General features: G+C 37.3%; 10 protein-coding genes and 1 pseudogene. 1 reads left to right on the top strand and 10 read right to left on the bottom strand.

Features of this window, described 5'->3' with window-relative positions:
- Positions 1-10 precede the first annotated feature (10 nt).
- From MHI47_RS11400 to MHI47_RS11445, 10 genes and pseudogenes are all read right to left on the bottom strand, one after another.
- Complete coding sequence (locus MHI47_RS11400; RefSeq protein WP_093538539.1) at positions 11-481, bottom strand: flavin reductase family protein; 471 nt, start codon at positions 479-481, stop codon at positions 11-13.
- A gap of 12 nt (positions 482-493) precedes the next feature.
- Complete coding sequence (locus MHI47_RS11405; RefSeq protein ID WP_340830884.1) at positions 494-1,444, bottom strand: VOC family protein; 951 nt, start codon at positions 1,442-1,444, stop codon at positions 494-496.
- A gap of 27 nt (positions 1,445-1,471) precedes the next feature.
- A complete protein-coding gene (locus MHI47_RS11410) occupies positions 1,472-2,428 on the bottom strand; it encodes a VOC family protein (protein ID WP_340830885.1) in 957 nt (318 codons plus the stop codon).
- Positions 2,429-2,537: 109 nt separating this feature from the next.
- Positions 2,538-3,497: pseudogene (locus MHI47_RS11415) on the bottom strand (SMP-30/gluconolactonase/LRE family protein).
- A 353-nt stretch (positions 3,498-3,850) separates the two neighbouring features.
- Positions 3,851-5,059 carry an acyl-CoA dehydrogenase family protein gene (locus tag MHI47_RS11420; RefSeq protein WP_340830886.1) on the bottom strand — a complete coding sequence of 403 codons (1,209 nt, stop codon included), beginning with the start codon at positions 5,057-5,059 and terminating at the stop codon, positions 3,851-3,853.
- 78 nt (positions 5,060-5,137) lie between these two features.
- Complete coding sequence (locus MHI47_RS11425) at positions 5,138-6,007, bottom strand: alpha/beta fold hydrolase (protein WP_340762714.1); 870 nt, start codon at positions 6,005-6,007, stop codon at positions 5,138-5,140.
- Positions 6,008-6,019: 12 nt separating this feature from the next.
- The gene (gene tcuA, locus MHI47_RS11430) at positions 6,020-7,507 is read right to left on the bottom strand and encodes an FAD-dependent tricarballylate dehydrogenase TcuA (RefSeq protein ID WP_340830888.1); all 1,488 of its coding nucleotides are present in this window, start codon (positions 7,505-7,507) and stop codon (positions 6,020-6,022) included.
- 42 nt (positions 7,508-7,549) lie between these two features.
- On the bottom strand, positions 7,550-8,404 hold the full coding sequence (locus MHI47_RS11435; RefSeq protein ID WP_340762717.1) for an alpha/beta fold hydrolase: 855 nt from the start codon (positions 8,402-8,404) through the stop codon (positions 7,550-7,552).
- Positions 8,405-8,419: 15 nt separating this feature from the next.
- The gene (locus MHI47_RS11440) at positions 8,420-9,370 is read right to left on the bottom strand and encodes a VOC family protein (protein ID WP_340830891.1); all 951 of its coding nucleotides are present in this window, start codon (positions 9,368-9,370) and stop codon (positions 8,420-8,422) included.
- Between the two features lie 107 nt (positions 9,371-9,477).
- The gene (locus tag MHI47_RS11445; protein ID WP_340830893.1) at positions 9,478-10,677 is read right to left on the bottom strand and encodes an acyl-CoA dehydrogenase family protein; all 1,200 of its coding nucleotides are present in this window, start codon (positions 10,675-10,677) and stop codon (positions 9,478-9,480) included.
- Positions 10,678-10,903: 226 nt separating this feature from the next.
- Between MHI47_RS11445 and MHI47_RS11450 the strand changes: the two genes are divergently transcribed.
- Entirely contained in the window at positions 10,904-12,727 is a 1,824-nt protein-coding gene (locus MHI47_RS11450; RefSeq protein ID WP_340769588.1) for a V4R domain-containing protein, read from the top strand.
- The last annotated feature ends 287 nt before the right edge of the window (positions 12,728-13,014 follow it).

Consider the following 13,014-nt stretch of genomic DNA (forward strand, 5'->3'; position numbering starts at 1 on the left):
TTTCCCCTCCTTATACTGGCACTGTCTCTAGTGAGCGATATTTCCCTGCATAGAACAATAATGGCTCTCCATCTTGTACACGAATATCGCGAACTTTACCAATAAATAAGGTATGGTCCCCTTCGATATATTCAGTAACTACATCACAACTTACTTGCGCTAGAGCATTTGGTATTACTGGAATATCTGCTAATGTTTCAAAAGTTACTTCACGATCTTCTTTTATTTGTCCTGCAAAAATCATCGACTGTTCCTGCTGATTTGCAGCTAAAATATTGACGGCGAAAATGCCACTTTCTTTGATCCTTGACAGACAACGTGCGTTTCCTCCGATTGAAATTACCACTAATTTCGGATCAAGCGATACGGACATAAATGCATTCGCTGTCATTCCATGTGGCTGTCCTTCATGTAGCGTTGTAATAACTGTCACACCTGTTGCAAATTTCCCCATCGCATCACGGAATAAACGATCTTCCATTTTCCATTCCCCCTACGCTTTAATTGTTGGATTATTTTCCGTTTTGGAATCCATTTGGTCGCCCCAATAAGTAAACCCAATATCCATTTCATCTAATGTCCAGCGAATCGGCTCCCAATCTGGTTCGAATATTAAGTAACCATTTGTAAAGATTTCAAGACGAACGCCACTACCTGGGTCAATGGCATAAATATACATAGCTTGAGAAATCCCATGTTTTCCAGGTCCTTTAAAGTAAATGCCGTTTTCTTTTAAAATATCTGCTGCGCGCAACAAATCTTGCGCATTATCTAACCAATATGCAATATGATGCACTTCATGTGTAGATGGTGCATTCGGGTCAAAGCTGACGGCAATATCATGTACAAGTGGAGTTACACTCATCCATGCTCCTAAGTAGCTACCATCTGGAGCTTCAATATATTCACGTAAATTAAAGCCCATTTGTTCTTGTAAAAAGTCGGCAAACTCTTTAGTAGGTAAGGAAGATAATAAATTTACGTGGTCAATACGTCTTGGTGATACCCCACGATTCCATGAGCGATGCGTTTGGTTTTTTAGTACCGACCGCGTTTCAGCTGATGCTAATGTTTTTTCCATTTCAAAGTAAATTTCGAACGTATGCAGACTCGGTGTTTTGAAGCGGAATGCTTTTCCTTGCCCAGCTTCTGTACCTGGTTCAACCCATTCAATTTCCGTACCGTTGGCTTTTAAAGATTCCGCAAATGCATCAACGTCTTCTTTACGCTTTGTACGCCAGGCAATATGATCTAAGCAAGATTCCTCTCCCGCACGAATTGATAATGTATGATGTTCAAAATCTCCCCATGCACGTAGGTAGTGAACCCCGTTTACTACTTCTGTTTCTTCTAAACCAATTACTTCTTTAAAGAACCATAATGATTTTACTAGGTCTGTACTCACTAATCCAAAATGTCCTAGTTTTGAAATTTCTGGTTTCATATGCTATACCTCTCCTTTTAACGTTAGTTATCTTGCTTCGATTGTAATATTATTTAACTCTTTATCTTGCACACTATCGCCCCAATATGTGTTTCCTACAGTTAACTGTTCGTCGCGTGTCCACTCAATTGGCTCCCAATCCGGTTCGAATATTAAATAGCCACCTGTGAACAGTTCTACACGACAACCACTTCCTGGATCCATTACATATAAATAAATTGCTTGCGATATCCCATGTTTACCTGGACCAATAAATGGAATACCTTGCTCTCTTAAAATGTCTGCTGCTCGTAAAATATCTTGTGAATTGTCTAACCAATAAGAAAGATGATGTAGACGTGCTTTTGATGGTAAAGCTGACTTTTGTACTAGTGCAACATCATGCACAAGAGATGTTACACTCATCCAGCCAGCTAAAATGCCTACATCCCCTTTTACATATTCACGCAAGTTAAAGCCTAGTGTATCTAGTAAGAAATCAAATGTATGATTAGCATTTGTAGATGTATGAATGTTCACATGGTCAATACGACGTGGCGATATACCTTTTCTATGTGCTTGATATACTTGGTTTTTTAAAATAGATTTGTATTCTGATGCAGCTTCAGGTTTATCTACATCATAATAAAACTCAAATGTATGACCGCTTGGCAATTGAAAACGAATCGTATTTCCAATACCAGGTGTTGAACCCATTGGAAATTCTTCCACTACTACGTTTGATTCTTGCAGAAGTTTCTTAAATCCTAAAACACAATCTTTAGTTTTCGTCCTCCACCCAATCCATTTTACATATGAGTCCTCACCTTGTTCGATGCTTAACGTATGGTGCTGGAAGTCACCCCATGCCCGCAAATAATGTACTCCGTCGATTTCTGTTGTTTCTTCTAAACCAATGACTTCTTTAAAAAACTTTAAGGACTGATCCAAGTCTGTACTAACTAATCCTACATGCCCTAATTTTGCAATTTCCGGTTTCCCCATTCTCAACCCTCCGCTAACTAGCTAATGTCTAACTCTCTGAACTTATATTTATCATATAAAAAGAAAGCGGTTTCAGTTAGAGCTCTTTTTATCTATAAATCCATTTTTTTTAAACAATTTTTATTGAATTTCTTTGCATGACAGGCACTACAAATTGTTCAATACCTACACTATGTATAGGAACTTCTAATAAATAGCCTGCCATAGGCTCATTAGTTGTAGCAGCCTGTGATATTGGATCCCTAGCTGTTGTAATATAAAGCATATCTAAATTCTCCCCACCGATGACGCAAGATGTAACATGCGTAACGGGCAATAGAATTTCATTTAAAATTTGCATCGTTGTTGGATTTAAACAAATTATGCGCGTTGGCTTTTTACTTTTTTTAGCGATAAGCCCTCCCTGATACAATGCTATCCATAAGTTACCTTGGGCATCAATCGTCATTCCACCTGGAAACCCTTCTAACATTTCAGATGTGTAGACTACGCGTTGAAATTCTAATATATCTTCCTCCAAAAACTTATATTCAAAAATAGATTGTTTAGCTGAATCGATATGAAAGAATGTATTTGTTTCTGGTTACCAAGCTAAACCATTTGATGATGCAATATTTTCAAGCAATATTTGTATTTCCCCATTTGGGCTAATACGATATAACTTTGAATTATGAAAGGGATAATCGGACATCGCAGTCGGTGCTGTTTCTCTAAACTTTTTAAAAAATCCATCTGATGAACCAACCCATATGTAACCGTCAGGACCACATTTCGCATCATTTAAATAATGCATTGTACTTAATCCAGTAGGGAAGGTGAAAGGCTTTTTGGTCCCCATTTTAAAGTTAATTTTGTATAAACCATCTTTATACACACCGATAAATTCTCCGTCTTCTATTGGCACGATTGCTGCAATAGGACCCATAGCATCATAAACATGTTCTTCTTCGGATGTAGGATAGTATGTAATAATTTTTTGTGCTCTAATATCTAACCATATGACACCGAACTGCTTATGCCAGATAGGATTAACTGCAAAATCAGCTTCATAATGACCACATCTTTTCATCTTTTTACCTCCTAAAAATGTTGATAAGAAAAACCGGGCAATAAACGCCCGGTCCTTCAATAAAAAAGGCGTAGATTGGCCATTGATTTCCGCTCCAAGCGGACGCTTTCCGTGGGCACGGCTTCAGCCGCTGCCCTCGCTTACGCTCAGTCCAGGGTCTTCAGCTCGCACTTTCCCCACTGGAGTCGCCGCTCTGCGCTCCAATCAATTAGATCCACTTTATATAATCGGATTATTGGATATAAAACCACCTAAATATACATGTTTTCACTCAAATTATATGCTTTCTTATCTTTTAAAAAAAAGAGAAAAGTCTTAAACCTTTTCTCTTCACGTTTAGCTATATATAATTTTTATGCAAAATACGTATTCGGCTCCAGATCGCAAAGAATTCGTCCATGTGTTTCTAGGAGTGAACTCGGTGTTATAAATGCGTGTAAGTGCATCGTTATGAAGTCTCGGTAGAATGCTTGGAATACATTGCTGTTGTATGCAAACACTGAACCCGCTCCAGCAAGCATCAAATCAAAGGATTCTTTACATAATTGATTGGCAAAACCGAATTCAGCTTTCATACGAATGCTTTCTTTTTGACTGAACACTTTTCCTTCACGAGAATATCCGTCGAGTTTATTAAGCACATCGATAAACATTAAACGGGCTGCCTCAATTTTCATTTCCGCTTCTGCAATTTGTAAATGCGTAATTGGTGCCTCGCTCATTTTCTGATAGAAGGTATTGCCAATACCCGCCTTCATGACGCGCTCCATGTGTAAATCGAACCCACCTAGAGCAAGCCCTAAAGTTGGTGCTACAATGGATAATGTTAGCGATGGAACAAATGGTGTCCGGTATAGCGGCTCATCTTTTAGTTCATCTATAATATAATGACCTTGGACCGCTAAACGATCTAGTGATACCCGATGGTCTGGGATAAATACATTTTCCATCACGATACTATTACTACCTGAACCTTTTAACCCCACTACATCCCAGTCATCTAAAACAGTGACATCTTGACGGGGAACGATGAAAATAGCCATTTCTTGTCCACCTTTACCATCATCAACAGGTGCACCCGAATAAAACCAGTCTGCGTAAGGAGATCCAGATACGAATGGCCACTGTGCTTTTTTGACTAAGTAGCCTCCCTCGACACGCTCTAAATCGATATGAACTGGTTTGAAGTTTCCAGCTAGAATCACATCTTTATCGCGATTTTCTCCAAAGATTTCAGTTAAGGCTTTTCGACCGAAAGCGTAAGAAACCATATAGTCTCGAATGTTACTTAAAGATACAAACCACCCAGCTGAACCATTCCCACGTGAAATTTCTGTTACCACTTCAAAATAAGTACGCATATCTGTTTGAAAACCACCGAACATTTTTGGTCGTAATACTTTTAATAATCCTTTATCACGAATCATTTGAACAATTTTATCAGGTATTTTACTCGTTTGATCGATTTCTAAAGTCGCATCTCGTAAAACTTTTTGCATTGATCGTGCGTTTTCAATCAGCATTTCGCGTACTTCAGTCTGTTGAACTGTTGTTTGTGTCATAAGTGCCACACTCCTTTTTATTGTGCATCATAGAAGTACAAGTAATCAGCCAAATATTTTTAACATGAATATATTAACTTACGCTTTCACAGGTTCTGATTTTAAGGGAACACTTTTTTGAAAGAAATGTTTTGTTGCATGTAAAAACTCTTCACGTTGTTCAATCATTGCCCAGTGACCACATTTTTTAAATACATGCAATTCACAATTTGGTAAGTGATCTAATGCATACAAACTACTTTGTAACGGAACAAAACGATCAAAATACCCATGAATTAAACAAAACTCATTTTGCATACGTTCGAAGGCTGTTTGAGGGATTAACATATCAGTTAAGCTAGATTTAGTGAAATTTTCCCGATATGAACGATAAATTTCTGGGCGTTGGAACATTTCAAAACGCTCTTCTACCACATCATCAACAAAGTCTTTCATACTCTCAATGTCATACACAAACCACGATAATAAGTTGCGTAAGTTTTCTTTTGTAGGATCTAAATGGAAGTTAGCTAACTTCATTAGCTCAACTGTTGGCTCTTTTAATAACACACCGGCACCCATTAATACATTTTTCGGGAATCGCTCTGGGGCTGCCATATTTAAATACATTGCAATTACGCCACCTAGAGAGTTTCCTACTAAATGAGCTTTTTCAATTTTTAATGTATCCATTAAGTCTAAAACTTGTTTTACACGTTTTGACATCCATTGGACGCCATTTTCTGGATATTCAGTTGGATGATCAGTATCTCCAAACCCTAGTAAATCTGGTGCTACAACATGATAATCTTTCGCGTAATCTTCAATCACATGTTGCCAATTCGCTTTTGCTCCAGCTCCTGGCCCTGACCCATGCAATAAAATCACCGTTTCTTTATTTCCTTTACCAGATTCATAGATAAATGTTCCAAAATCCCCTGTTTGTACTTTATGTGCTTCTATAGCCATACAAATTCCCCCTTATTTCACTTGATATTCTGCTTGAACATATTTCGCTGCTTGGCTGCCGGCAATTTTACCGAATACAGAACCTGATGTAAGACCAGCACCCCCTGGATAATTGTCATAATATATACCACCTACAATTTCACCAGCTGCATATAAGCCTTCGATTGGAGTTGTATCTTCATGTAATACTTGTGCTTTTTTCGTAATGTGTAGACCCCCGTAGGTAAACGTAATGCCGCAACCAATGGCGTATGCTACAAATGGTCCTTCATTAATCGGGAGGGCCCAGTTTGATTTTGGTACTCTTAAGCCTTCTGTACCTTTACCATCTAACATATTCGGATCAAATGGGACATCCATTACCGCTTTGTTGAAGTTTTCTACTTCTGCCAAAAAGCCCTCGTGGTCTACATCACCCATCAGTTCCACAAGTTCTTCTAATGTGTTGGCTACTACCTTTGAGACAGCGCGACCTTCATATTCTTCTCTTAAAAAGCGTTTGCCTTTTGTATCAAACACTTGCCATGCATATTGCCCAGGTTGCTTTAAAATTTCTTTTCCGGTTTTGGCATACGTATAATTCCGGAAATCCTCACCTTCATCGATAAAACGTTTACCTTCTTTATTTATAAGAATGCCAAAGGGGTAGCTTAATTTTTGAAAGCCTTCTTTGAAATTTGGCAAATACCGATCGCCACCAACTGCATGTGCACCAGACCAATTGCCAATCGTTCTTGCTCCCACATCGATGGCCATTTTTAAACCTGCTCCTGTATTAAACTTGCACCCGCGCGTATGAACGCTATCCCAACCAGGTCCTAAGTACTTTGTACGCATTTCTACATTCGCATGAAAGCCACCACTTGCAAGTACAACCGATTTACATTGAATATATGCATCTTGTTTTTGCTCACGAATATAAATTCCCTGAATTCGTTTATTCGCTATATCCAACTTAACGCCAGAGGTATTATATAAAATTCGAACACCCAATCGAATTGCCTCCTGATGAAGGGCATCTACTAGCCCTTTTCCTCCACCAACTGCTTCTAATACCACGCCTCCCCAAAATTTGAATATTCCATCTATTTTAAAGGCTTGACGTCCATAAATAGGAATCCATTTCACTTGGTGAGAGGTTAACCACTGCATTACTTTGTAGCTTTCTTTTGCCAAGATATTAGCTAAATCATAGTCTGTTCGATAATTGGAGAGGCGACTCACATCTTCAAAAAATTGCTCTTTTGTATAATCGCCAAAGTCTGTCATTGAAAATTCCTCATCGGTCATCTCTGGCAAAAGTGCTCTAACTTCTTCACCATTGTTATAAGCAAAACGCATTGAACCATGAGTGTATGTGGTGTTGCCACCTTTTTCCGCCTCTGAGGAAATTTCTAAAACTATGACCTCACTCCCTTGTTCCGCAGCAGCAATGGCTGCGCACATGGCTGCATTGCCTGCACCTACTACGACTACATCTGCTGCCCATGCTTGTGACATCAGGACATCTCCTTTTTGAAAGCGCTTTAAATTTTAAAGTCTTTATATTAACCTATTAAAAAATTGTTGAATTAAATAATTAAATTCATCTTTTTTCTCAATTTGAGTCCAGTGACCACATCGGCTAAAAACATGTAGCTGTGCATTTCCCAAATGTTCTAATAAATAGTAACTGGATTCAATCGAGCATACTTTGTCATCTCGACCATGTACCAGTAAAATTGGATGTTGCAGTCTATTTAATGCGACTGTTGGAATCGGTACCGCTGCCGTAGCAAAAATAGAATTATTCGAACGTTTCACTTCTTCTCTCATTGCATTTTCAAATCTTGGCTTCGTCACTTCATCAATGACTCGTTGCATTGCCTCTTTATCATATACAAACCATCCCATAATCTGCTGGAGGCGTTTTTCAGATGGGCTATCATAAAAGTTTTTAGCACGTGCCAGCTCTAAACTTAACTTTGTATTTGGCGTTCCTCCTGGTCCCATTAGTACAATGCGATCAAAGCGCTCTGGATATTCAACAGCTAATTCTAAAGCGATTGAGCACCCTAATGAGTTGCCAACAATATGAACTTTTTCTAATTTGTAATAATCCATAATTTCTATCACTTGTTCCATCCAACAGTCCATCCATGCTTGACGGTTTTTTAACGGTACGTCTGGATGATCGCTTTGGGCAAAACCATATAGGTCTGGAGCTAAACAATGAAACTGTGACCCACAATCATTTAACGCATATTTCCAGTTTGCAATGGAGGTTACTCCTGGTCCTGATCCATGTAAAAATAAAATTGTTTCTGGATGTTGTTGACCTGATTCATTCATCCATGTGGTGTATTTGCCTGTTGTTATTCTTTGTGATTTAACAGTTACTTCTGTCGTTACTTGCATATATATACCTCCCCTTTATGCTTCAATTGTTGGAAGAATGAGCTCATTCCCTGTAATGCTATCTCCCCAAAATGTATTGCCAAGTTTACGCTCTTCTGGTCTCCATACAACTGTTTCCCAGTCCGGCTCAAAGATTAAATAGCCACCTGTAAAGAGTTCTACACGACATCCACTGCCTGGATCAAAGACATATAAATAAGTAGATTGTGAAATACTATGTTTACCTGGCCCGATAAATTGTAGTTTAGATTCTTTTAGAATATCTGCTGCTCGAAAAATATCTCCTACATCATCTAACCAGTATGAAATATGGTGGAATCTTGCGGTCGTTTCTAACTTTTTATGTGTTACCAAAGCGATATCATGAACAAGTTCCGTTACACTCATCCATCCTGCTAGTAATGCACCATCTTCTTCTTGAATGCATTCATTAATGCGGAATCCTAGTTCATCTACAAAAAATGCATACACGCTTTTTGCATCAGCACTTGTATGAATATTGATGTGATCCAAACGTCTAGGTGAAATTCCCTTGGCCCAAGATTTATATGTTTGATTTTTAAGAACCGATTTGCGGGAATCCTCTACTTGAGGACGCTGGATATCATAATATAATTCAATACGATGACCAGATGGTGCAGTAAATCGAATTGCTTCTCCAATACCAGCTGTTGTCCAAGCAGGTACATTTTCTATTTCATAGCCTTTTGCAGATAACTGCTGTTCGAATAATTCCACGTCTTCTTTTCTTTTTGTGCGTAAACCAAAATGTGTCACCTTTCCAGTCTCACCAGGGCTAAGAACTAAACTGTGATGCTCAAAGTCACCCCAAGCGCGAAAATAATAACTATCGCCGATTTTGTTAGTACATTCCAGTCCTATTACTTCTTGAAAAAAGTTAACGGATGTCTCCATATCTGAGGTTTGCAATGACACATAACCTAACTTCGCAATTTTGGGATTCATTCACTAACTAACTCCTTTCTTTCTTAAATGCTATTTTAATAGAAGTAGATTCTTCAAAACTATGGAAAAAACAGTTGAAAAACAAATCATTCTTCATTGGTTTTTACTTAATAGCGAATTGCATTTGGCTCTAGCCCGACTAATAATCGACCATAATTTTCACGTGTTATAACAGGAGATAATGAACGGTGAGAATGCATCGTCATAAAATCACGAATTAACCGTTGCATTGGACTTTGGTCGTATACAAAACCTGAACCACTAGCAGCAAGTAACTCATCCATCGCTTCTTTTAATAATTCGTTCGCATAACCGATATCTGTTAGCGCTTTCAAACGAAGCTCTTTTGGCATAATTTCTTGCTTATCTGCCCACTCATCCATACTTTTAGCTAAATTCATTAAGTACATTTCAGCTGTTTCCACTTTTATTGTTGCTGTTGCAAATAATGTATGTGTGCTTGCTGCATCTTTAATCATCTTCACGCCCATATGCACAGCTGTACGATAAGGCAATCCCTTTTTAAAGTTCTCAAGCATTTCTTGCACAACCCCTAATGCCGGTAAGCCTAGCGAAAGAATTAATGCTGGGAATAAAGCGGTACTATATAAAGGAATATCGCGTAAATGTGATGATTTGAAATCTCCGTTTAATACATCGAGATAAGACGTCACACGATTTTCTGGTACAAAGACATTTTTCATACGAACAGCATTACTCCCGGTGCCTCTTAAGCCAAGTGTGTACCAATCATCTTCAATTTCGAGTTCGCTAAATGGGACGGTCATTAACAGTTGCTCCAAAATTTCTCCGTTTTCATCTTTTATATACATGCCAAAGTAACCCCATGTAGCATGCAATGATCCTGAACAAAACATCCAGTGACCTTCTTCGATTAAATAGCCCCCATCTACCTTTTGTACTTTGCATTCTCGAGGCTCGTATACCCCTGCAAAGAGAACATCTTCTGGGTCTTGACCGAAGATTTCTTCATGCGCTTCTTCATTAAATGATTCAGCTACCATTAATTCACGAATGGCACATAATGAAGCAATCCATCCCGTAGAAGCACATGCCTTTGAAATCTCAACAATTACCCTTGCATATGTTTCTACACTTAACTGCAAACCACCATATCGTTTGGGACGTAAGATTTTTATGATACCTGTATCTTTCAATTCTTGAATAGTTTCTTCTGGAATACGTCGTAACTCCTCCGTTATTTTTGCACGCCCACGTATTTTTTCTGCTAGTACTTTTGCTTCATCAATAATCGCAAGCTCATTTTTTGTCAGTACATCTGGCATCGTATTCACTCCTATCTTGTAAGATACGTTAAATGTAACGAAACAAAATTTTGAATTGTACAATGAAAATCGTTGAATTTTAAACTTCAATACCAACAAAAAATACTCAAAATACAGAAATAGTTAATTTTCACTCAATTCGCGCTACCCTTTTCTAAATTTTCTGATAAGATACCCTTAATAACACATTTTTCCCTGTAAAGAATTTACGAAAAGAGGCGAACAAATGACTTTACCAACGTTTGACAAAGAGCTGTATACAACATCAAATTCATTTGGCTTATTACGTAAAGAACTTATCGAGCATTTAGGATATGATCATGCAAAAACCTTCTTATTAAGGTATGGATGGAATTTGGGTGTAGCCCATGCAAAAGAAGTAGACCGCATGCAACTTGGGTTACGTGAAAAGTTAGATTCTGCTTCCTCTTATCACCTAAATACCGGACAAATTACGGATTTAGTAACCGAAAGAGTACTACACTTAGATGACCACGATAATATTAAAGAGATTTATGCAAAAGGAGTTTGGATTAATTCATATGAAGCTTCAGAACATTTACAGCATTTCGGAGTGAGTGAACAGGTTGCTTGTCACACATTGGCTGGATATGCAAGCGGTTTCACTTCTTATTTAACAAAAAAAGAGATATATATTATTGAAGTAACGTGTCGAGCACGGGGAGATGCGGAATGTGCGTTTGAAATGAAGGCACTAGAGGATTGGGATAAAGAAACACAATCATATGTAATTAAAATGAATCACTCTCGTATGATTGATGAATTAAATACAACTTATGAACAGCTTTATCAAGAAAAGCGCTTAACGGAACTAGTGTCCATATTTCATAACAATTTAACAAAAGGACTTACACAAGGAATGAAATTGGAGCAATTATTAGAAACCATTTATGAAACGCTTGATACTCCAGTTATCTTGCAAGATTTAAACTTAAATTCATACATGACCGCCGGCATTACTCTAGAAGAATTAGATAATTTATACGACGATTTCGCCAAGCAGGTTGGTCAAACCCGTTCAGGTAAGCTTTTGTTAAAACCAATTGAACCCGAACATCCTTTACAAATAGACGGACAAAAGCATACGAGACTCGTTTGTCCCATTACAGTCCATCATCAAGTGATTGGTTATATTGCATTTATTTATCCCACGCAGACAAAGCAATTAGAATTTGAGCGAGACTTTATCCAACGAGCAGCAACCGTATGCTCTCTTCATTATTTAAATGAGAAGTCTAGTTTAGAGGCTATTGAGAATATGAAAGCTTACTTCTTTGAACAGCTATTGCAAAAACAATATACATCAAAATCGAGTATGAATTATCGTAGCTACTTAATGGAAATAGATTTAAGCCAAGAATTTTTTATCGGAAATGTTAAAATCCTCAAAAATAGCATGCAGATTAAAGAGCAACAAATTCTTTCAAAAGTCATCCAAACATTTACAATCTATTTGGAAATGCATAAAATACCTATTTTCATCACCTCATTTCAAGATGAAATAATTTTTTTAATGCAAAAACAACCAAATACATTGGAAATTGCAGAAAGTATAATAAAGCACTTACAGCGTTCCTTCAAAATTTATGATTTTCGGATTGGAATTAGTCGTACCATTCAAGATATTGAAGATATTCCCGAAGCACATCAGCAATCGATTATTGCTTTAAATATAGATAAAAAGCAATCAATTGTCTTATTTGAAAATACTAGTATCATTAGCTCGATTATCAATTCACATAACAAAGCTTCGATTGTTCAATTAGCAAAGCATGAGTTAAAGGCAATTTTAGAGTTAAAAGAAGCAAAAAAAGTTGAATTTTTAAAAACACTCTATACATTTTTAAAAAATAATGGTAACTTACAGCAGACTATGTTTGATTTAAGTTTATCAATGAGTGGCTTAGTATATCGCATTCAAAAACTCGAAGATTTATTAAACAAAAATTTACGGAATTCTAAGGATTCTTTCGAATTAATGTTCTGTATTGAAGCTTTAGAGATACTGGGTGAGGTTGAAATTGAATAAACTTTTAAGCTTACGCTCTTTAAGGGCGTAGGTTTTTTTGAGGAAATAATGATATCTCAATAAACTCTTATGAAAGCAAACATTGTTTTTAAACAAAGTTTGTCTATTTATATCAAAATCAAAAATGCTACGATTTTAGTAACTTTAACGAGAGGAGATAAATAAAATGAAAACGCTTACTTACCTAGAGATTTCAGAGATATGTACCACTCTCTAAAGTAAGAAGTGACAATAAAAATAAGTAATCATTGTTCCATTCTATCCATTTCTGATGCTAGGCAGTTTTT

The sequence above is a fragment of the Psychrobacillus sp. FSL H8-0487 genome, from assembly GCF_038008385.1.
GTDB classification, from domain to species: Bacteria; Bacillota; Bacilli; order Bacillales_A; family Planococcaceae; genus Psychrobacillus; species Psychrobacillus psychrotolerans.

Coding starts and splice junctions, on each gene's coding strand:
- tcuA (WP_340830888.1), bottom strand. CDS start 7,507: ATGTCACAAGCATGGGCAGCAGATGTAGTCGTAGTAGGTGCAGGCAAT.
- MHI47_RS11400 (WP_093538539.1), bottom strand. CDS start 481: ATGGAAGATCGTTTATTCCGTGATGCGATGGGGAAATTTGCAACAGGT.
- MHI47_RS11450 (WP_340769588.1), top strand. CDS start 10,904: ATGACTTTACCAACGTTTGACAAAGAGCTGTATACAACATCAAATTCA.
- MHI47_RS11420 (WP_340830886.1), bottom strand. CDS start 5,059: ATGACACAAACAACAGTTCAACAGACTGAAGTACGCGAAATGCTGATT.
- MHI47_RS11440 (WP_340830891.1), bottom strand. CDS start 9,370: ATGAATCCCAAAATTGCGAAGTTAGGTTATGTGTCATTGCAAACCTCA.
- MHI47_RS11435 (WP_340762717.1), bottom strand. CDS start 8,404: ATGCAAGTAACGACAGAAGTAACTGTTAAATCACAAAGAATAACAACA.
- MHI47_RS11410 (WP_340830885.1), bottom strand. CDS start 2,428: ATGGGGAAACCGGAAATTGCAAAATTAGGGCATGTAGGATTAGTTAGT.
- MHI47_RS11425 (WP_340762714.1), bottom strand. CDS start 6,007: ATGGCTATAGAAGCACATAAAGTACAAACAGGGGATTTTGGAACATTT.
- MHI47_RS11405 (WP_340830884.1), bottom strand. CDS start 1,444: ATGAAACCAGAAATTTCAAAACTAGGACATTTTGGATTAGTGAGTACA.
- MHI47_RS11445 (WP_340830893.1), bottom strand. CDS start 10,677: ATGCCAGATGTACTGACAAAAAATGAGCTTGCGATTATTGATGAAGCA.